Origin of the sequence: Staphylococcus sp. HMSC069D12 (genome assembly GCF_001810405.1) — a bacterium.
Taxonomy (GTDB): Bacteria; Bacillota; Bacilli; order Staphylococcales; family Staphylococcaceae; genus Staphylococcus; species Staphylococcus haemolyticus.
Map to the genome: position 1 here is coordinate 311,892 of NZ_KV801108.1, position 21,264 is coordinate 333,155.

21 protein-coding genes and 2 tRNA genes are annotated in these 21,264 nt (G+C 31.8%); 14 read left to right on the forward strand and 9 right to left on the reverse strand.

Going from position 1 to position 21,264, the window contains the following annotated elements:
• Positions 1-325 precede the first annotated feature (325 nt).
• From HMPREF2737_RS07290 to HMPREF2737_RS07320, 7 genes are all read left to right on the forward strand, one after another.
• Positions 326-1,810, forward strand: a complete 1,485-nt coding sequence (locus HMPREF2737_RS07290) for a UDP-N-acetylmuramoyl-L-alanyl-D-glutamate--L-lysine ligase (RefSeq protein WP_037549117.1) — start codon at positions 326-328, stop codon at positions 1,808-1,810.
• Positions 1,800-2,051, forward strand: coding sequence for a YueH family protein (locus tag HMPREF2737_RS07295; RefSeq protein WP_037549119.1), 252 nt, complete (start codon positions 1,800-1,802; stop codon positions 2,049-2,051). Before HMPREF2737_RS07290 ends, HMPREF2737_RS07295 begins: the two co-directional genes overlap by 11 nt.
• A 3-nt stretch (positions 2,052-2,054) precedes the next feature.
• Complete coding sequence (locus tag HMPREF2737_RS07300; protein WP_037549122.1) at positions 2,055-3,617, forward strand: peptide chain release factor 3; 1,563 nt, start codon at positions 2,055-2,057, stop codon at positions 3,615-3,617.
• Between the two features lie 298 nt (positions 3,618-3,915).
• Positions 3,916-4,713 (forward strand): TerC family protein, encoded by a 798-nt coding sequence (locus tag HMPREF2737_RS07305; protein WP_037549125.1) that lies wholly within the window; start codon positions 3,916-3,918, stop codon positions 4,711-4,713.
• Between the two features lie 249 nt (positions 4,714-4,962).
• Positions 4,963-6,879, forward strand: a complete 1,917-nt coding sequence (locus tag HMPREF2737_RS07310; protein ID WP_037549128.1) for a S1C family serine protease — start codon at positions 4,963-4,965, stop codon at positions 6,877-6,879.
• An 18-nt stretch (positions 6,880-6,897) separates the two neighbouring features.
• Positions 6,898-8,256: a TrkH family potassium uptake protein gene (locus HMPREF2737_RS07315; protein WP_037549132.1), complete on the forward strand. Its 1,359-nt coding sequence runs from the start codon at positions 6,898-6,900 to the stop codon at positions 8,254-8,256.
• A gap of 113 nt (positions 8,257-8,369) precedes the next feature.
• The gene (locus tag HMPREF2737_RS07320) at positions 8,370-9,881 is read left to right on the forward strand and encodes a bifunctional metallophosphatase/5'-nucleotidase (RefSeq protein WP_037549135.1); all 1,512 of its coding nucleotides are present in this window, start codon (positions 8,370-8,372) and stop codon (positions 9,879-9,881) included.
• Positions 9,882-9,964: 83 nt separating this feature from the next.
• Here HMPREF2737_RS07320 and HMPREF2737_RS07325 read toward each other — a convergent pair whose 3' ends face one another.
• Both HMPREF2737_RS07325 and HMPREF2737_RS07330 read right to left on the reverse strand, forming a co-directional pair.
• The gene (locus HMPREF2737_RS07325) at positions 9,965-10,567 is read right to left on the reverse strand and encodes a CPBP family glutamic-type intramembrane protease (RefSeq protein ID WP_011276203.1); all 603 of its coding nucleotides are present in this window, start codon (positions 10,565-10,567) and stop codon (positions 9,965-9,967) included.
• A 16-nt stretch (positions 10,568-10,583) separates the two neighbouring features.
• Positions 10,584-10,760, reverse strand: a complete 177-nt coding sequence (locus HMPREF2737_RS07330; RefSeq protein WP_011276202.1) for a YkvS family protein — start codon at positions 10,758-10,760, stop codon at positions 10,584-10,586.
• 200 nt (positions 10,761-10,960) lie between these two features.
• Between HMPREF2737_RS07330 and HMPREF2737_RS07335 the strand changes: the two genes are divergently transcribed.
• Positions 10,961-11,950, forward strand: a complete 990-nt coding sequence (locus HMPREF2737_RS07335; RefSeq protein WP_037549143.1) for a lipoate--protein ligase — start codon at positions 10,961-10,963, stop codon at positions 11,948-11,950.
• Between the two features lie 46 nt (positions 11,951-11,996).
• Here the strand turns inward: HMPREF2737_RS07335 and HMPREF2737_RS07340 are convergent, their stop codons facing one another.
• The 4 genes from HMPREF2737_RS07340 to HMPREF2737_RS07355 all read right to left on the reverse strand — a co-directional run bounded on the left by HMPREF2737_RS07340 (position 11,997) and on the right by HMPREF2737_RS07355 (position 13,712).
• The gene (locus tag HMPREF2737_RS07340) at positions 11,997-12,548 is read right to left on the reverse strand and encodes an Ltp family lipoprotein (RefSeq protein WP_037549146.1); all 552 of its coding nucleotides are present in this window, start codon (positions 12,546-12,548) and stop codon (positions 11,997-11,999) included.
• 260 nt (positions 12,549-12,808) lie between these two features.
• Positions 12,809-12,897 (reverse strand) — tRNA-Ser (locus HMPREF2737_RS07345).
• A gap of 3 nt (positions 12,898-12,900) precedes the next feature.
• Positions 12,901-12,975, reverse strand: a tRNA-Asn gene (locus HMPREF2737_RS07350).
• A gap of 152 nt (positions 12,976-13,127) precedes the next feature.
• On the reverse strand, positions 13,128-13,712 hold the full coding sequence (locus tag HMPREF2737_RS07355) for a competence protein ComK (RefSeq protein WP_011276196.1): 585 nt from the start codon (positions 13,710-13,712) through the stop codon (positions 13,128-13,130).
• Positions 13,713-13,926: 214 nt separating this feature from the next.
• On the opposite strand from HMPREF2737_RS07355, the gene HMPREF2737_RS07360 reads away from it, so the two are divergent.
• Entirely contained in the window at positions 13,927-14,145 is a 219-nt protein-coding gene (locus tag HMPREF2737_RS07360) for an IDEAL domain-containing protein (protein ID WP_037549198.1), read from the forward strand.
• A 76-nt stretch (positions 14,146-14,221) separates the two neighbouring features.
• Here the strand turns inward: HMPREF2737_RS07360 and HMPREF2737_RS11880 are convergent, their stop codons facing one another.
• Positions 14,222-14,323 carry an SAR1012 family small protein gene (locus HMPREF2737_RS11880; RefSeq protein ID WP_011276194.1) on the reverse strand — a complete coding sequence of 34 codons (102 nt, stop codon included), beginning with the start codon at positions 14,321-14,323 and terminating at the stop codon, positions 14,222-14,224.
• 79 nt (positions 14,324-14,402) lie between these two features.
• Positions 14,403-14,633: an NINE protein gene (locus HMPREF2737_RS07365; protein ID WP_037549201.1), complete on the reverse strand. Its 231-nt coding sequence runs from the start codon at positions 14,631-14,633 to the stop codon at positions 14,403-14,405.
• A gap of 184 nt (positions 14,634-14,817) precedes the next feature.
• On the opposite strand from HMPREF2737_RS07365, the gene HMPREF2737_RS07370 reads away from it, so the two are divergent.
• Positions 14,818-15,372, forward strand: coding sequence for a GNAT family N-acetyltransferase (locus HMPREF2737_RS07370; protein WP_037549210.1), 555 nt, complete (start codon positions 14,818-14,820; stop codon positions 15,370-15,372).
• Positions 15,373-15,466: 94 nt separating this feature from the next.
• Here the strand turns inward: HMPREF2737_RS07370 and HMPREF2737_RS07375 are convergent, their stop codons facing one another.
• Positions 15,467-16,405, reverse strand: a complete 939-nt coding sequence (locus HMPREF2737_RS07375) for a 1,4-dihydroxy-2-naphthoate polyprenyltransferase (protein ID WP_037549220.1) — start codon at positions 16,403-16,405, stop codon at positions 15,467-15,469.
• Between the two features lie 179 nt (positions 16,406-16,584).
• Between HMPREF2737_RS07375 and HMPREF2737_RS07380 the strand changes: the two genes are divergently transcribed.
• The 4 genes from HMPREF2737_RS07380 to menB are packed head-to-tail and all read left to right on the forward strand — an operon-like array spanning position 16,585 to position 21,213.
• The gene (locus HMPREF2737_RS07380; RefSeq protein ID WP_037549233.1) at positions 16,585-17,952 is read left to right on the forward strand and encodes an isochorismate synthase; all 1,368 of its coding nucleotides are present in this window, start codon (positions 16,585-16,587) and stop codon (positions 17,950-17,952) included.
• Positions 17,942-19,612 (forward strand): 2-succinyl-5-enolpyruvyl-6-hydroxy-3-cyclohexene-1-carboxylic-acid synthase, encoded by a 1,671-nt coding sequence (menD, locus tag HMPREF2737_RS07385; RefSeq protein ID WP_037549242.1) that lies wholly within the window; start codon positions 17,942-17,944, stop codon positions 19,610-19,612. Before HMPREF2737_RS07380 ends, menD begins: the two co-directional genes overlap by 11 nt.
• Positions 19,599-20,402 (forward strand): 2-succinyl-6-hydroxy-2,4-cyclohexadiene-1-carboxylate synthase, encoded by an 804-nt coding sequence (menH, locus tag HMPREF2737_RS07390; protein ID WP_037549249.1) that lies wholly within the window; start codon positions 19,599-19,601, stop codon positions 20,400-20,402. The genes menD and menH overlap by 14 nt, the downstream gene beginning before the upstream one ends.
• Complete coding sequence (gene menB, locus HMPREF2737_RS07395) at positions 20,395-21,213, forward strand: 1,4-dihydroxy-2-naphthoyl-CoA synthase (RefSeq protein ID WP_037549252.1); 819 nt, start codon at positions 20,395-20,397, stop codon at positions 21,211-21,213. The genes menH and menB overlap by 8 nt, the downstream gene beginning before the upstream one ends.
• Positions 21,214-21,264: the final 51 nt, after the last annotated feature.

Sequence of the window (21,264 nt, forward strand, 5' to 3'; positions counted from 1 at the left end):
TCATAATATATATACCCTTTATTGAAAGTATAAAATTCATTTATAGTGCATTATAGCATATTAAGGAAGTTAACATCATCTTTATATAACTATCCTAGCATTAATAGATTTAAAAGTATTGAATTAAAGTGATATATATAGGAAATTTTAAAATAATTAACTATTAATTAATAATTCCTTCAATTATATTAATGAAATCTTTAGTTTGAGGTGTAAAACATATCAAGTTCGTATTAAATCTAATCAATATTTTAATGATTATAAATTTATCAACAACTTCAAAACGTGTATAATAAAATTATTGTAAAAAAAGGAGCGATACATTTTGAATGCGAATGAGTTGTTCGAAAAAATACGAGTTAAACAAGTAATAGGTACTTTAGATATAAATGTTACTGATATCACTACAGATTCACGTACCGCTAGTGAAGGGAGTATATTCGTCGCATCAAAAGGCTATACAGTTGATAGCCATAAATTTTGTCAAAATGTTGTTGAACAAGGTGCAAAAGTCATTGTGGTTAACCATCAACAAGACATTAACGGTGACGTGACGCAGGTTATCGTACCAGATACATTAAGAGTTGCTAGCCTGTTAGCACATACTTTATATGATTATCCTAGCCATCAATTAACTACAATAGGTGTAACAGGCACTAATGGCAAAACTTCAATTGCTACTATGATTCATCTTATTTATAGAGGTTTAGGTAAAGGAAGCGCATATTTAGGAACAAATGGTTTTCAAATAAATGAACATAAAACTAAAGGTGCCAATACAACACCAGAAACAGTGTCTTTAACTAAAAAGATTAAGCAAGCGGTTGATGAAAATGCGGAAGCTATGACTATGGAAGTATCTAGTCACGGTTTATCACTAGGGCGATTAAGAGGTGTAGAATTTGATGTTGCGATATTCTCAAATTTAACACAAGACCATTTAGATTTTCATGGCACAATGGAGGCCTATGGACATGCTAAATCATTGTTATTTAGTCAACTGGGAGAAGACTTATCGAAAGAGAAATATGCTGTTTTAAATAATGATGATGATTTCTCCAAATATCTAGCATCAGTTACACCATATGAAATATTTACATATGGAATAGACCATGACGCTCAATTTATGGCTAAAAATATTAAAGAATCTTTACAAGGTGTTCAATTTGATTTCGATACGCCTATAGGTACATACATTGTTAAAACACCATATGTAGGTAAATTTAATATTTCAAATATTATGGCTGCCATGATTGCCGTCTGGAGTAAAGGAATATCTATGGAAGATATCGTCAGAGTAGTTGAGAATTTAGAGCCAGTTGAAGGGCGTTTGGAAGTTCTAGATCCTTCGCTACCAATTGATTTAATTATTGACTATGCGCATACTGCTGACGGAATGAATAAACTTATAGATGCAGTAAAACCCTTCGTGAAACAAAAATTAATCTTTTTAATTGGAATGGCTGGAGAACGTGACTTAACTAAAACACCTGAAATGGGCGCAGTAGCTTGTAGAGCAGATTACGTAATATTTACGCCAGATAATCCTGCTAATGATGATCCTAAAATGTTGACTGCTGAACTAGCAAAAGGCGCAACTCATGATCGTTATGTTGAATTTGATGACAGAGCTGAAGGGATCAAACATGCCATTGATATAGCTGTACCGGGCGATACAGTAGTATTAGCTTCTAAAGGAAGAGAACCATATCAAATCATGCCTGGACATATTAAAGTGCCACATAGAGATGATTTAATTGGACTTGAAGCGGCATACAAAAAATTTGGCGGTGGCCCAAGTGAAAATTAAACAATTATCTATAAATGACGAAATTGTTAATGTTTACTTATATATAATTGAAGATAAAAATCAAATCATGTTGGCTATTCCAGATATATTTTGGTCAATAGAACTTGATTTGAATATGGACAGTAATGATGTTAAGGAAGAATTGGTAATGCAATTATTTGCTTTTATCGAGGAAAATGAAGCAAACAAAATTGCTTCGAATTTAACAAACTGGATTGTGAATGATTTTAAAGGAGATTAATAGATGAGTTTAAAAGAAGAAGTTGAATCAAGAAAGACGTTTGCCATAATATCTCACCCGGATGCTGGTAAAACGACACTGACTGAGAAGTTATTATATTTTAGTGGTGCAATTAGAGAAGCGGGTACAGTTAAAGGTAAAAAAATAGGTAAATTTGCAACTAGTGACTGGATGAAAGTGGAGCAAGAACGTGGTATTTCAGTAACGAGTTCAGTGATGCAATTTGACTATGATGATTACAAAATTAATATATTAGATACACCAGGACACGAAGATTTCTCAGAAGATACTTACCGTACTTTAATGGCAGTAGATAGTGCAGTGATGGTTATTGACTGTGCTAAAGGTATTGAACCTCAAACTTTAAAGCTATTTAAAGTTTGTAAAATGAGAGGAATTCCAATTTTTACATTCATTAATAAATTGGACCGCGTAGGTAAAGAGCCATTTGAATTATTAGACGAGATTGAAGAAACATTAAACATTGATACTTACCCTATGAACTGGCCAATTGGTATGGGTCAAAATTTCTTTGGTATTATCGATCGTGAGTCTAAATCTATAGAGCCATTTAGAGATGAAGAAAATGTTTTACATTTAGATGATGATTATGAACTACAAGAAGAGCATGCTATTCGTAATGACAGTGCATTTGCTCAAGCTATCGAAGAATTTATGCTTGTAGAAGAAGCAGGTGAAGAGTTTGATAATGATGCGCTATTAAATGGTGAATTAACACCCGTATTCTTTGGTTCTGCATTAGCTAACTTCGGTGTTCAAAACTTCTTGAATGCATATGTTGATCATGCACCGATGCCTAATGCACGTCAGACAAATGAAGAAGTTGAAGTAAGCCCATTTGATGATGAATTTTCTGGATTTATTTTCAAAATTCAAGCTAATATGGACCCTAAACATCGTGATAGAATTGCATTTATGCGTGTTGTTAGCGGTGCATTCGAACGTGGTATGGATGTAACATTACAACGTACGAGCAAAAAACAAAAAATTACGCGTTCAACATCATTTATGGCTGACGATAAAGAAACTGTTAACCATGCAGTAGCTGGAGACATCATTGGTTTATATGATACAGGTAATTATCAAATTGGAGATACTTTAGTTGGTGGCAAGCAAAAATATAGTTTCCAAGATTTACCTCAATTCACACCGGAAATATTTATGAAAGTTTCAGCTAAAAACGTAATGAAGCAAAAACATTTCCATAAAGGAATTGAACAGCTTGTTCAAGAGGGAGCAATCCAATATTATAAAACGCTTCACACTAATCAAATTATTTTAGGTGCCGTTGGTCAATTACAATTTGAAGTGTTTGAACATCGAATGAAAAACGAATATAACGTTGATGTTGTTATGGAACCTGTCGGTAGAAAAATTGCGCGTTGGATTGAAAACGAAGATGATATTCAAGATAAAATGAACACGTCTCGTTCAATATTAGTGAAAGATAGATATGATAATTTCGTCTTCTTATTCGAAAATGAATTTGCAACACGCTGGTTCGAAGAAAAATTCTCAGAAATTAAATTGTATAGTCTTTTATAAGATTATGATTGAAAATAATGGGTATTTAAAAATATCTCTTTAAATAGACAATTTGTTAAACGTTAATTGCTTATTTATATTAAGTATAGTGTATAATACACTTAACAAATGAATACCTATGACAATCTGTCAGAGGGGAGTAACTTGAAGACCATTAAATACTTGATGGTTAACGCTTTATCGTCATTACGAAGTATTATCTTCCGGTAAAGTGGGCATTTATTTGCTAAGTGAGACCTTTGCTATTATTTAGCATAGGTCTCTTTATTTGTATTAAAACAAAAAGGAGCTGTCCACTATGGATCCGAGTTTAATTTTACCTTACCTATGGGTAATTCTCGTTCTTGTATTTTTAGAAGGGCTATTAGCAGCTGATAATGCAGTTGTAATGGCTGTTATGGTAAAACATTTACCACCTGAACAACGTAAAAAAGCGTTATTTTATGGTTTGCTAGGTGCATTTGTATTCCGTTTTCTTGCCTTATTCTTAATTAGTGTTATCGCAAATTTCTGGTTTATCCAAGCACTTGGTGCCGCGTATTTAATTTTTATGTCAATAAGAAATCTCTGGCAATTCTTCCACAAAAAACATGAAGATCAACCTGAGGGTGACGACCATCATTTTGACGAGTCTGGCGTAGAGAAAAAAGTCGGACCTATGCAATTTTGGGGCACTGTTTTAAAAGTTGAATTTGCAGATATAGCTTTTGCAATTGACTCAATGTTAGCAGCGATGGCAATTGCTGTTACATTACCTGAAGTTGGCATTCATTTTGGTGGCATGGACCTAGGTCAATTCTCAGTAATGTTTATTGGCGGAATGATCGGTGTTATTCTAATGCGTTTTGCCGCTACATGGTTTGTTGACTTACTAAATAAATATCCTGGATTAGAAGGAGCTGCCTTCGCAATTGTAGGTTGGGTAGGTATTAAATTAGTTGTTATAGTACTTGCTCATGAAGATATAGGTATTTTACCTGAACATTTCCCTCATAGTACATTATGGCAAGCTATCTTCTGGACAGTTATGATTCTTTTAGTCGTAATCGGTTGGTTAACGTCAGTACGTAGCAACAAGAAGAAATCCAATAAATAGTATTAAATAAGTGATTCGAGCCTTTTAGATTTGATGTGTATCATCAAGTTTAAAAGGCTTTATTATTATAAATTGTGCAATTTAGTGATTTGATAAGAAAAATTCAATTTTGAACCTTCAATTCATTGCTAATTGGCGATATTGATATTAAACTTTAGTTAATGAATAAATTAAATAAAGCCACAACCACAAAACATAATTTAACGTTAGCATGATAGATTGTGAGTTAGTCGATAGGAGTGGACACCTTTGGATAATGATAAAAAACACGTAATACCACGTGAACAGTATCGTAGAAAACGACATGAGTATTTCCATAATGAAGAACGCGAAGAACGATTAGAACGTGAGAGAGAACAACGTGAGAGACTTGCCAAAAAAGAGCAAGAACAAGCAAAAGTTAATGAAGAACGTGTTAAAGATAACATGCGAAAAGCAAGAATTGAGAAATTAACACAAGAAGAAATTCACCAGCAACAACATCTAGCTAAATTACGATCTGATAATGAGTCTGATCAAGAATTAAATGATACTAACACGCATCATTTAACACTACCGGAAGAGCAACAACTAAAAAATGAACATAAAGAAAATAATGATAAGGTAACTAAACCTACTGACGAAGTGGAAAAACAGGAGAAAGAAGACAATAATTTTACCCCTTCCAAACATGCTGAAATAGAACCCAAATATAGTAGAGTTGAAAAGAATAAAGGAAAACAACAAGCTAATATTAATAAAAGTGAAGTTAATCATCTTGATAAAAGTGAACAAACTAAAAAACAAAAAGAGACTAAAGCATTATCGGATGACGTTTTAGAAACAAATGAAAGTCAAAAAATTGAACAAAAGGAACAAAAAGCAAGTTCTAATGAAACTTCTAACAAGGAATTAAATTCCCATACTAAAGATAAAAGCAATGAAGTTGAAGATAATCAAGACATAAAGAAAGCATCTAGTCAAAATTTAGCTCATTCTAATAAGTCAGAAGAAAATGGACACTCAGAAGATAAGCCTAAGAGCAATGATACGATGGACAAAGTAAAAGACTTTTTAAAATTGCATTGGCTTAAAATAGTCATAGTAGTTGCAATCATATTAATTGTTATACTAATTAGTGCAATTATCTCAACGATTAATCAAAATAGTAGTATTGAACAAAGTAGTAACAATGATACGAAATACACAACAACAATGAAGAATGCAGAAACAGCTGTTAAATCAGTGGTAACAATTGAGAATGACACACCTAAGAACATAACAACACAAACAATTGATAAAACAAATACAAACTCAAATAATGAAGTTGGTTCAGGTGTCGTCTACAAAGCTGTAGACGATACTTTTTTTATTTTAACCAATACACATATAGTTGGAAGTAATAAAAGAGTAAACATTACATATGATGATGATAAAACAGCTACTGCTACAGTCGTTGGGAGAGATATGTGGTCAGATATTGCAGTGCTTAAAGCAACGATAAAAAATAAAAACGTGCTGCCAATTAAAATAGGTCATTCAAAACATTTAAAGCTAGGTGAATCCATCTTAGTTGTTGGTAATCCACTTGGAAATGATTTTAAAAATACAGTGACGAAAGGTATTATTTCTGGATTAAATAGGGCAGTACCTGTCGACTTCGATAAAGATAATAATAATGATGAATTGGTTAATACCTTTCAAATTGATGCTTCAGTTAACCCAGGTAATTCAGGAGGTGCTGTCGTCAATAGAGTTGGAGAATTAGTAGGCTTAGTATCGCTAAAAATAAATATGCCTAATATTGAAGGCATGGGCTTTGCAATTCCAATTGATAATGCACGAGAAATTGCTGAGGAATTAGAGAAAAATGGTGAAATTCAATATCCTAATACTGGTATTGGAATTAAAAATGTTTCAGATTTATTACCTTATGAAAGAAATTTATTAAAAGTGCCCGAAGATGTTCAAAACGGAATCGTAGTAGAAATATTAAAAGAAAATGGTTTAGGTAAAAAATCAGGTTTAAAAATTGGTGATGTAGTTGTAGAATTAGATAGTAAATCAATTCAAAATAATTTACAGTATAGACAAATAATTTTTAATCATAGACAAGACTTAAAAACATTGTCGGCTGAAATTTATAGAAAAGGAAAATCTCAAGATATAAAAATAAAATTGAAATAATGTTGAGGTGACAAATGAGTGTCTATTTTCAGTAAGTTATTTAAAAAATCTAGCCCTCAACAGGGGATAGTTTTATATTATTTGATAGCCATAGTTGTCGCTTTTTTATTATTAAACCTCCCATTTGTGCATAAACATGGTGTTGATGTTAGCCCAATCGATACGCTATTCGTTGCTGTATCAGGCATTAGTGTTACTGGACTATCTCCCGTTAACATAGTAGATACATATTCAACATTTGGCCAAATTATTATATTAATCATACTTAATATAGGCGGTATTGGCGTCATGGCGATTGGTACAGTACTATGGGTTGTGTTAGGGAAACATATAGGTATCCGCGAACGCCAATTAATTATGTTAGATAATAATAAAGATACAATGAGTGGAACCGTTAAGCTGATATTAGAAATCATCAAAACGATATTAACAATAGAATTTATAGGTGCATTGTTATTAGCTTTTTATTTCTATAGAGATAATCCAGATTTAAAAAATGCACTCATGCAAGGTTTATTTGTGTCTGTCTCTGCTACAACTAACGGTGGACTAGATATCACAGGGCAATCATTAATACCTTACGCTAAGGATTATTTTGTTCAAACGATTGTTATGTTTCTAATCGTATTAGGATCAATAGGATTTCCTGTATTACTTGAAATCAGAGCATATGTAAGGAATAGAGTCAGTCATTTTAGATTTTCACTATTTACCAAAATAACTACATGCACATATCTATTTTTATTTGTTTTTGGTGTTTTAGCCATATTAGCATTAGAACATCACCATGCTTTTAAAGGATTAAGTTGGCATCAATCCTTATTTTATTCATTATTTCAATCTGCAACAACACGTAGTGCTGGATTACAAACCATTGATGTAACAAACTTTAGTGATGCAACGAATGTAATTATGAGTATCCTCATGTTTATTGGTTCATCTCCAAGTTCAGTTGGTGGTGGTATACGTACAACTACATTTGCGATACTAATTCTCTTTGTAATTAATTTTAATAATAATGCTGAAAAAACAGCTATAAAAGTATTCAATAGAGAAATACATGTAGTTGATATTCAACGTTCATTCGCCGTATTTACTATGGCGTCAATTCTAACATTCGTAAGTATGATTGTTATTCTCGCTACTGAAAAAACAAATTTAACATTTCTACAAGTATTCTTTGAAGTCATGTCAGCCTTTGGAACATGTGGTCTATCTTTAGGTATTACAGACGATATTAGTGGACTTACTAAAGTAATACTAATGATATTAATGTTTATAGGTCGTGTTGGTTTAATTTCATTTATTATTATGATAGCTGGACGTAAAGAACCGGATAAATACCATTATCCTAAAGAACGTGTTCAAATTGGTTAAATAGATTAGCATTCACAGAAATTATTAATTCTGAGAATGCTTTTTTGATTAGAAATAAATAGCACCTACAGATTAATAAATGTTAAACTAGCTTTAAATAAGGGGTGTGTAAATTGGAGAAAAATGAACATATAAATATAGATATCTTGGCAACATCAGATATGCATAGTCATTTTATGAATGGAGATTTTGGATCAAATATATATCGTGCTGGTACCTATGTTAAAAATATTAGAGAAAACAATGATAAAGTCATTTTATTAGATAGTGGGGGAAGTGTAGCTGGCTCATTGGCTGCGCATTATTATGCTATTGTCGCACCTTATAAACGTCATCCTATGATTAAATTAATGAATGCTATGCAGTATGATGCTAGTGGTATAAGTCCGGATGATTTTAAATTTGGATTATCATTTTTGACTAAAGCAGTATCACTATCAAGGTTTCAATGGTTATCTGCGAATATAGAATTTGCATTAACAAAGGAACCATACTTCTCAACACCTTATATAATTAAAGAATACGATAATGTTCGAATCGCAATTGTAGGTTTAACTGCAGATGGATTAATGAAAAACGAATTCGCTGAAATGGAGAAAGAGGTTAGTATTGAAAAAGCACTATTATCTGCTAAACGCTGGATTAGATATATACATGAAAGTGAACATCCTGACTTCTTAATTGTAATCTATCATGGTGGACTATATAAAATAAATCAAACGAATACAAGACATAGAAAAGGTTCTCATGAAGCGGAAAAAATAATGAAGGAAATAGGTGTGATCGATTTAATGATAACAGCGCACCAGCATCAAACGATTATAGGTAATGATTTTGAAACAGTGTATGTTCAAGCAGGACAAGATGCTCAAGAGTTAGTACACGTCAAAATTAAATTTAAAAAACGTACGAACTCGTTCGAAAAAGAAGATATTGAATCTACAGTAATTAATTTAAGTGAGTATCCAGAAGATCAGGAATTACTTGAGACAACGTATTATGATCGTAAAGCCTTAGAACATTGGTCAAAGGATATTGTTTCAGAGAATAAAGTCGATTTACAAGTTAATGGTTTGGAAGACTTACTAAGTAGTCCACACCCATTTATACAATTATTACATGATAGTCTACATTTAGCCTATGAGAATAATATTACTTGTATTAACGTGCCTAAAAATGGTGAAAAAGGATTAAAAGGTATAGTAACTAATGAGGATGTCTATAATGCTTATCCACACCCTGATAAAGCAATAGATATAACACTTAGAGGCCATCAAATTAAAAAGATGCTTGAATATACTTATTCTTATATTCAATTTGAGCAAGATCAATTAAGTATGACTATTATTGATGAAACATTATGTACATTGTGGCAAGGATTTGATTATGAGGTAGATATGTTAGCGCCTCGTTTTGATAGAGTTAATATAAAAAATATTGAGTTAGATGAAAAGTATAGAGTTACAATGACAGATTATTGTTATAGAAATTATCGTCAATACTTGGAAGATGAATCAACACTTCATTCCACATATGATCGACCGATGAGTTCACTTATCGCTGAAAAGCTAAATCAACCTAATTATTATTTAAAGTTGGACTCTAATTTTTCAGTAACGTATTAAAAATAGTACTCATATAAGTAAACGTATTTAAATTGTAACTTACTTCAAAAAAACTTTTCTTAGTTAAAACTAAGAAAAGTTTTTTATCCATGAAATATTAATAATAGTATAATTGCCACAATTTGTCCTAAAGAGGTAGTTACGATGCGACGCGTATATTGATAACTCAATGATAATACTAATTGAGCTACAAAAATAAATGCTACTATCCACCATTTATCTAAATAAATAAATAAAGAACTAGAACATAATGCAGTAATCAAGATGATTAACCAAGTAGGCAATTTAAATTGAGTCAGTTCTTTTTGCAAAACAGTTCTCATGTATAACTCATGACAAGGAATTACAAAAATTAACGTCACTAACATTTGCCATTTGAAATAAACACCTGTTCTTGATAATTCTTTAATAAGTTCTGCATATGTTATTTGTGGTGAAAGTAATGAAAAAATTAATTGTATTATAACCAAGACGATGCCTGTAGCGATACCAACTCCGATAGAAGTTAAAAGTCTTTTAGATTCTATGTCCCTTTGGTAAAATACATAACTAATACCTGCAATTAACATAATACCAGTGTATAGATACCAGTATTCTTGATGCTCTCCCCACATAACAAATAAAATCAAATGGAATACAATGAAACTTGCTATAAACCAAATTAAAGCTTTTGATATATTTTTCATTTTAATGTATACCTTCTTATTCAACGATAGTATATCGTTTATGATTAATAACTGTTTTTTCTGGTAAGTCTAATTCATTGAAGTTATCCATAATTGTTAAGTCTACAATAACTGAATTGTCATTAATTTTCTCAACACGGCCTCTTAAACCGTCATAAAATTCTACGATATTTCCTACTTCTGCAACAGTCATACGGAGTCCTCCTAAATTCATAACTAGGCTATATTGTACTAAAAATTTGCATAATAATAAACAAATATATGCTAAAAATGGCAAATAATATTTTAATTATGAAAATAATGTCAAATTTGAGTAAATAATTGGCAAAATAAATAAATATAAGGCATAACTAAACTAAGAGCATATACGAGAGAGTCAAAGGAGAGATATAGATGAAATTTGTAAGCAATAATAATATTACTGATCCTACAATTAACCTTGCCATGGAAGAGTACGTGTTAAAACATTTACCTTCGGATGACAGTTACTTTCTATTTTATGTAAATGGACCGTCTATCATTGTCGGAAAAAATCAAAATACTATAGAAGAGGTTAATAAACAATATGTAGATGAAAATAACATACATGTTGTACGCCGTATTTCAGGTGGTGGCGCTGTATATCATGACCAAGGAAATCTAAATTTTAGTTTTATTACAGATGATGACGGTAATAGCTTCCATAATTTCAAAAAGTTTACAGAACCAATTGTACAAGCACTTCAATCAATGGGTGTAGATGCTGAAATGACTGGTCGTAATGATATTCAAGTAGGGCAAGCTAAAATTTCTGGGAATGCCATGGTTAAAGTTAAAGATAGAATGTTTAGTCACGGTACATTAATGTTAAATAGTGACTTGGGAGAAGTACAAAATGCATTGAAAGTTAATCCTAAAAAAATTCAATCTAAAGGTGTTAAGTCAGTGCGTAAGCGTGTAGCAAATATCGATGAATTTTTAGAAGAATCGATTTCAATTGATGACTTTAAACAAATCATTCTAAAAACAATTTTTGGTGAACATGAAGTTGAAGAATATAAGTTAACAGACGAAGATTGGAAGAATATAGAAGCATTAAGTAATAAGAAATACCGTACCTGGGAATGGAACTACGGTCGAAATCCTAAGTATAATTTTGAACGCGATGAAAAATTTGAAAAAGGATTTGTACAAATCAAATTTGATGTTAAAAAAGGCAAAATTGAACATGCTAGAATATTCGGAGATTTCTTTGGTGAAGGTGATGTAACAGAGTTGGAGAACGCACTTGTAGGTGTATTGCATGACTACAATCACATTAAAGAAGCAATGGAAGAGTTTGATTTCTATCATTATTTCGGCGCTATTGAAAAAGAAGATATTTTAAAATTGATGTCTTATTAATATAACTAAGCGGCTATATAGGATTTAACCTATAGCCGTTATATTTTTATTTATTTAAATGATCTATAGCATATTGCGCTTCTTCTTGCGTGAACTTTTCACCGTAGCTAGAAGTGAGTTGATCATAAATTGCATCATTAGACATATCTTGTTGATTTGCATAATCCTTAGCTTTTTCTAAAGCATTTTTCTTATAATCAACTTTAAGATTATCAATTGCATATTGAGCAGCATCTTCTGGGAATTTTTCTCCCGCATCAGATGTTAATTGATCATAAATACCTTGTTTAGACATGTGCATAACATCAGAATATGTCTTAGCTTTATTAAGAGCCGATTTTTGTTCTCTAGTAGCATCAGAATCATTTGAACTTTGTTGCTCAGTATTATTAGAATTAAGATTATTATTAGAATTACTAAAAGAAGCAGTACAAGCTGATATTCCTATTATGATAAGGATTAATAAAACTAGGCAACCACCACAACCACCACATCCCCATAACCATCCTTTTTTCTTATTGGACATATGCTGTTGGTAATCTTGAAATTGTTGCCATTGTCTTTGCTCTTCATTGCTCTCAAAATGTCGATCAGCCATTATTTAACATTCTCCTTTAAAATTTATATTTTATACAAATAAGTATATTATATAAAATAGACATATGGAACGAAATATTTTTAAATTTTAAAGTTTTAATATTTTAAATTAATGTAAATTTTAACATTAAATTAATGCTAAAGAGTAAATTAATAATTTAATAGATAATTTATTTGAAAATGCAAAAGGAGTAAATTAGCTTTTATGAGCGGAAAATAGAAATGTAAAAAACCCTCCAATAAATGGAGGGTTTGAAATGACGGAAACGGAGGGATTCGAACCCTCGCGCCGCTCTCGCGACCTACACCCTTAGCAGGGGCGCCTCTTCAGCCAACTTGAGTACGTTTCCATATGGCTCCGCAGGTAGGATTCGAACCTACGACCGATCGGTTAACAGCCGATAGCTCTACCACTGAGCTACTGCGGAATAATATGTATTTATATAATGTATCTCTATGAGCACAAATATTATTATATCAATAAACTTAAAATTTGCAAGGGATTATATTTAAAAAATATACGGAACATTTACACTATATTAATATAAAAGTCCCGTATGATTTAAAATTAAACGTAAAACTATTTATCTTGTAATAGTGAATAATGTGAAAGTGCTTCGAAAATATTTAAAGTCGTTTTTTCATAATCAATTGGCATTTCTGGATTGTTTGACTTCATACGAGATTGTTTATCGACCATGTAATAATAAAAAATGCAGTTAGAGTATTGGTGCCAAATACTGTGGTAGGAAACATTAAGTGTTAATGTTTGATGATTTGCAAAAATAATTTTACATTTTCGATTTTTAAGAGGCTTAATTTCATGTACATAATGCATATTTATCCACATGTTTTCTTCTAAACGGTCTGAATGCGTAGGGAAAAAATAAGTGGGGAAGAGAGGAGTCAATAAAATAGGTGGTTTACTAGTAATGCCGGCAATTCGTTGTGTTTCGGATTTCTTACTAATATAGCTATTACCATAAAATTTACATGAGCGTTCGACGATTTTTTGAGTTTTGAAAGGGCTTGAAACTATTGTGGAATCATATTTCCATATTTCAGATCCTTTTGTTTGCTCATAATCATCAATGACGGGTTTGATTATCATATCTCCTTTTCGAATAATATATACAGTATTTTGGCTTTGAGAAATATTTGTCATCTCTTAACCTCCTTAAATTTATATCATTATTAAGCGCTAAAAACCCAACGATTAATAATATAAATTTATTATATAAAATTTTTATATGTTGTCAAGGTAATCATTACATATAAAATTACACTTATTTTTTGTGAAAAGTCAGAATATTCTATTGATTTAAAAAATATAAGCTTGTATACTATCCTTATATAAAAAAAGAAAGGCAGTGATTACAATGAATCACAACACGAATGTCAAAAATACGACACTAGAAGATTTTGTAACGACAGTTAATGATTTAGGCGTTGAGCTAGTCATTGAAGAGGCGCTTCGTCAAGGACGAAAGAAACAGTTAATGAAATTGATTGATGAAGCGTTGATTAATAAGAACCAGGAAGATTTTATTAACTTTACTAATGAATATAAAAATCTGGAGGCATTTCTCAATGAGTAAATTAGGATCCTGTAACTCATTATAAAAGGTCTATTCACTACTTAAATCAAAGTTAGCGAATAGACCTTTTTACATTTTATTTTTGACCACCGTTTGATTTTCCCTCAATTTTATTACGAATCCATTTTACTAAATATCCTGTTATAACAATTCTAAGTACGCGTTTGATAATATTCATACTAGCTTACTCCTTTTTTTATGTTTATTTGAGTTTACCCGTTCTACACATTATTAAAGATAATTTCTAAAATTACTGATTAAATTTTTGGATTGCGGTTATTTGGTATAAATATATAGCCATTTTGATCAGCTTTAGTTGTAAAGATTATGATAATACCATGGATAATTGAAATAATGGTTGGAATAGTAGTCCAAAAGAACACTAAATGAAGCACGCCTTGCCACACTTTGTCTGCGTAAAATTTATGAATGCCGACACCACCCAAAAATAAAGAACATAATACATATAATGTTTTATTAACTCTCATAACTATGTTGCCTCCTTAATCTCATATTTTAAGCATTTCAAAAATTAAATCAAATATTACTGAGGTGATTGAAAAAATGATTATAATTACAATTAAAATGTTTCAATTTACTGCAATTAATTTATTAATATTTGTAAATTTTATATAATAAAGTTAACAAATTTATGGAGAGGAGAATGATAAATTGATCAGAAAAGCACGTCCGAGCGACAGTAAGCAAATAGCGGAATTATGTTATATCATTTGGGATGATATGGAACTAGATATTGTACAAGAAATCACTAAAGAACGTGTTATTCATGCAATTGAAGAAAGTATAGTCAATATTAATTATAGAACGAATTATAATAACATTTGGGTATATGAGCAAGACAATCATGTTGCAGGATGCATCATAGCATATAAGGGTGATAAAGAATTAGAGTTAGAAGCAGCATGGAATAAATTGCCGTTGGAAGAGGACATAAAAGCAATAGGTACGCCATTACCTTTGAAAGAATCTAAAGATGATGAATGGTACATTGAGACTGTTGCAACATTCTCGGAATATAGAGGACAGGGTATTGCAACTAAATTATTTAATTATCTAATATCTACATACCCGGATAGAAAGTGGAGCTTAAGTTGTGACTACGATAATCGAAGAGCTAAGAAATTATACGAACGTTTAGGTTTTAAATGGACTGAGGATATAGAGTTGTATGGCCATCAATATTTACATATGGTCTATTCATCATAGGCAAAAAACGGAGGAGACAGAAACTATAATTAGTTTCATTGACTCACTCCGTATCATCTTACAATGAAATGTTTGAAATTTATCTGAGGATATATTAAATGCCACCTAATAGGGCACTAATATAAATACCTAAAGCGTATAATACACCAAAAATTGTGTTTGTTTTTCCAGTAGCAGCCATAGCAGGCATCATACTCGCAGGTGTATCATTCTTTTTGAAACGACGAATGGCTTTAACTGGCATAGGGAATGATAACAAGACAAGTAGATAAAATAGTGAACCACCATCTACAAATAATGCAGTATAGACAACGAAAACGTATGCAATGATATACATAACTGTCATAAATGTAATTGAGGCGCGTTTACCTAATAAAATAGGTAGAGTTTTACGTCCACTCGCTTGGTCTTTGACTCTGTCGCGTATATTATTAGCCATGTTAATTAGACCAATTGTAATTACTATTGGAATACTAATCCAAACCACAAAGCTATTGATATTGCCAGTTTGTATGAAGAATGCTAATAAAATAATAATCATACCCATGAATAAACCAGAAAACAGTTCACCAAAAGGTGTCCAAGAAATTGGCATTGGACCACCTGTATATAAATAGCCAATTGCCATACAGACGATTCCTACTGGAATGATCCAAAATGAACTATTCGCTGCTAAAAAGATACCAAGCAATGCAGCAACGATATAAAAAGCAATTGCTAGATTCATGACAAGTTTTGGACTCATACCATTTCTTACGATAGCACCACCGATACCAACGGAAGTGTGATCATCTAAACCTTTTTTAAAGTCATAGTATTCATTAAACATGTTTGTTGCAGCTTGGATAAGTAAACAAGCGATTAACATTGCAATAAATAACATGAATTTGATGTTATCTTGACTACCTAATAAAAAAAGTTTTGCAGTTGCAGTACCAACTAAAACTGGTACAACAGCAGCAGTTAAAGTATGAGGTCGCATCAAATGCCAATATTTTCTAACAGTAGAATATTGTTGATATTGATTTGCCATAATTTAATCTACCTCTTATTGTATATTGTTTTAACATATATATTTTAAAGGAATAGTAAATAAAGGTCAATTAAGGTAAAATATTTCTCCAGAAGATTAAGCAATTATGCCACCATAAATAGTTAAAAATGATACAATATTGTAATGAGAAAAAATAGATAATGAAAGAAGTGAAATGAATGGCTGCGAATATAAAGGAAGATGACATTATTGAGTCAATATATGAAAGTAACAAAAGCTGGGTATCTGTTGAAGTGAAAATTGATAGAGAACTTACACCTGATGAATTATTCAATTTAACAGAATCTCAGGCAGGAGATCGCTTTTATTTTCGCTTAAATGATAATACGTCTTCATTTTTCGGCTATCATGCTGTTCAAAGATTCAAAAATAACTTTGATAATAAGCAATCGATCTTTCGTGAGTGGGAAAAATTTAAAAAAGATATTGAATTGGTACACCCGAATATAGAAAAGCATCATTTGAAAGTCATTGGAGGATTTCAATTTTCTAGCCATAAATCTGATGATGAATGGCGTGAATTTGGCATTAATCATTTTGTGATACCTCAAGTTTTAATATCAAATATCGGACAAACTACTTATCTGACATATACAGTTGAAAGAGCCCAATTTGATATTGAACAGTTTAAAGAAGTAGTAAATTACTTTGAAAAAACTCAAATTGCTAAAGCTGAACATGTTGAAACAATGGGGAATATCTTACGAATGGAAGATATCTATGTTGATGAGTGGAAAGAACTCGTTAGGGATGCGATTGCTCAGCTTGATGAAACTAAAAAAATCGTTCTTGCAAGACGTCGTATGATTAAATTTGATAAACCAATTAATATACCTTATGTGCTTAATCGAGCATTACAAAGTGAAAGAAACAGCTATTTATTCATTTTAGAATCCAATCAATCTGTATTCTTTTCACAAACGCCAGAACAACTTTTAAAAGTAGAAGACGGTGTTCTATCTACAAAAGCTGTAGCTGGTACGATTAAGCGATCTAACGACATAGACGAAGATGAAAAAAATATACAAGCATTTCTAAAAGATAAAAAGAATTTAGGTGAACATGATTTTGTAGTTAAAAGTATTCTAGATGACATAACGCCTTATGTTGATAATATTGAATATAATCATTCACCTAATATTTTAAAAAACGACCATCTATATCATTTATATACTCAAATTCAAGGTCAGTTAAAAAACAATTCCTTTATAGGATTAATTGATGAAATGCATCCTACACCAGCTTTAGGTGGCTACCCTAAAAATGAAGCACTCAAATTTATTGAAGAAAATGAATTTGGAACACGAGGCTTATACGGCGCACCAGTTGGTTATATCGACATGAATGATGATTGTGAATTTATTGTAGCAATACGCTCAATGTTAATAAAACAAAATCAAACCACGTTATTTGCAGGGTGTGGTATCGTAAAAGATTCTGACCCTGATAGTGAGTTAGCTGAAACTGCAGTTAAATTTTCACCGATGATGAATGCTTTAGGAGTAGTGGATAAGAATGAATCATAATGACGCACTAACAAAACAAGTATATACATTTGCTTCGGAGTTATATGCCTATGGCGTACGTGAAGTTGTAATTAGTCCCGGCTCAAGATCAACGCCATTGGCCATTGCTTTTGAAGCACATCCTAATATTAAGACATGGATACATCCTGATGAACGTAGTGCAGCGTTTTTTGCTTTAGGCTTAATAAAAGGTAGCGAACGCCCTGTAGCTATTTTATGTACCTCTGGTACTGCGGCGGCAAATTATACACCAGCAATTGCAGAGAGCCAAATCAGTCGTATACCTTTAATTGTATTAACAAGTGATCGTCCACATGAATTAAGAAGTGTGGGGGCACCACAAGCAATTAATCAAGTTAATATGTTCGCAAATTATGTTAATTTTCAATTTGATATGCCTGTAGCAGATGGTACTGATTACGTGCTAGACGTAATTTATTATCAAATGCAAATTGCAAGTCAGTATCTATATGGTCCACATAGAGGTCCTATTCATTTTAATTTACCATTTAGAGAGCCATTAACACCTAACTTAGAAAGACAAGAGTGGCTAACATCTTATTCTAAAAAGCTGCCGCATTATCAAAAAAATATTAATGTTCAAGACATCAGACATATATTAAAAGAGAAAAAAGGGTTAATAATAGTTGGTGATATGCAACATCAAGCTATCGATCAAATACTTACTTATGCGACCGTGCATGACATACCTATACTTGCAGATCCATTAAGTCAATTACGTAAGTATAATCATCCAAATGTGATTACGACATATGATTTATACTATCGTGCAGGACTCGACTTAGATGTTGATTTCGTAATAAGAGTTGGTAAACCTGTTATCTCAAAAAAATTAAATCAATGGCTTAAGCGCACAAATGCATATCAAATTTTAGTGCAGAATAATGACAAGATAGATGTATTTCCAACGCCACCGAGTATTTCATATGAAATATCTGCAAATGATTTCTTTAGAAATCTTATCGAAGAAACAGCTGTCGATCGAAAAGACTGGATAAACATGTGGCGAACACTTGAATCACAGGCTAGAAATACAATCGATAAACATATGACAAATGCAACAGATGAAGCGGCATTTGTAAAAATATTAATTGATAAATTAACTAAAGATGATGCTATTTTTGTAAGTAACAGTATGCCAGTTCGTGATGTCGATAATCTACTTTATAATAGTGAAGTTGAAGTATATGCGAATCGCGGTGCAAATGGTATCGATGGAGTTGTATCAACTGCTATTGGAATGGCTGTACACAAGAAAATCACTCTGATAATCGGCGATTTAGCATTCTACCATGACATGAATGGTCTTTTAATGGCTAAAATTAATAATATTAATTTAAATATTGTTTTACTTAATAATAATGGTGGCGGTATATTCTCATATCTTCCACAAAAAGCATCTGCTGAAGCATATTTTGAACGTTTGTTTGGAACGCCGACTGGATTGAATTTTGAATATACAGCATTGCTTTATGATTTTACATTCAAACGATTTAATACTGTGGCAGATTTCACTCAAGAAAAGCTATCACATATGAATTCACATATTTACGAAATGGTAACAAATCGAGATGACAATATGTCACAACATCAAATTCTATATAAGAAATTGAGTGGTATTCTAAATGTTACACTATAACTTCTATCAATCACAAAATAATTCAAATCAGTTATTAGTACTTTTACATGGCTTTATTAGTGATAGTCGTACGTTTAATGATGATGTTCAATATTTTTCACAAGAGGCTAATGTTCTTACAGTCGATTTACCAGGACATGGACAAGATCAATCACCAATTGATGTAATTTGGGACTTTCCATACATTACGACACAATTAGATGAGTTATTAGATATATACAAATCTTATGATATTACTTTACTCGGATATTCAATGGGTGGCAGAGTGGCCTTGTATTATGCATTGTACGGTAATTGCTCTTTGTCAAAATTGATAATTGAAAGTAGTTCTCCAGGAATTAAAGATGAAAATAATCGATATGAGCGTCAACAAATAGATACAGCAAGAGCAAAAGTATTAGATATTGCTGGGTTAGAGGTATTCGTTAATGATTGGGAAAAATTACCATTATTTTATACGCAATATGAACTAGATAAAGATAAAAAGTCGGCTATAAGAGAAATGCGATTATCCCAAGATCCACATAAATTAGCAAAAGCTTTGCGTGATTATGGCACTGGTCAAATGCCTAATTTATGGGAACAAATTGGTAATATTCAAATACCTTGCTTTATTTTAACTGGTGAATTAGACCAAAAATTTGTGAAAACTGGACAAGCTATGAATAAGGGTATGAAATACAGTCAAATCCATACTTTTTCAAATGTAGGTCATACAATTCATGTGGAAGATAAAGCGGAATTTGATACAATAGTATTAGGTTTTTTAAAGGAGGAGCAAAATGACTAGACAGTGGGAAACACTTAGAGAATATGATGAAATAAAATATGAATTCTACGAAGGAATTGCTAAAGTAACGATTAATAGACCTGAGGTAAGAAATGCATTTACACCTAAAACAGTAGCTGAGATGATTGATGCATTTAGTCGTGCACGTGATGATCAAAACATTTCTGTAATCATCTTAACAGGTGAAGGTGACAAAGCATTTTGTTCTGGCGGTGACCAAAAGAAACGTGGACATGGTGGCTATGTAGGCGAAGACCAAATCCCACGTTTAAATGTATTAGAATTACAACGTTTAATCCGTGTCATTCCTAAACCAGTTATCGCAATGGTTAGAGGTTATGCCATCGGTGGTGGTAACGTATTAAACGTAGTATGTGACCTAACAATCGCTGCTGATAATGCTATTTTCGGACAAACAGGTCCTAAAGTAGGTTCATTCGATGCTGGTTATGGTTCTGGTTACTTAGCAAGAATCGTTGGTCATAAAAAGGCACGTGAAATTTGGTATTTATGTCGTCAATATAATGCACAAGAAGCTTTAGACATGGGCTTAGTTAATACAGTGGTACCATTAGATCAAATCGAAGATGAAACAGTTCAATGGTGTAAAGAAATTATGAAACACTCTCCAACAGCTTTACGTTTCTTAAAAGCTGCTATGAATGCGGATACTGATGGCTTGGCTGGATTACAACAAATGGCTGGAGATGCTACATTACTTTACTACACTACTGATGAAGCTAAAGAGGGTCGTGACGCGTTTAAAGAAAAACGTGATCCAGACTTTGATCAATTTCCTAAATTCCCATAAATCAGTAACGGTAATATAAAAAAGTATAATTTTAGGACACTTATACAGTGA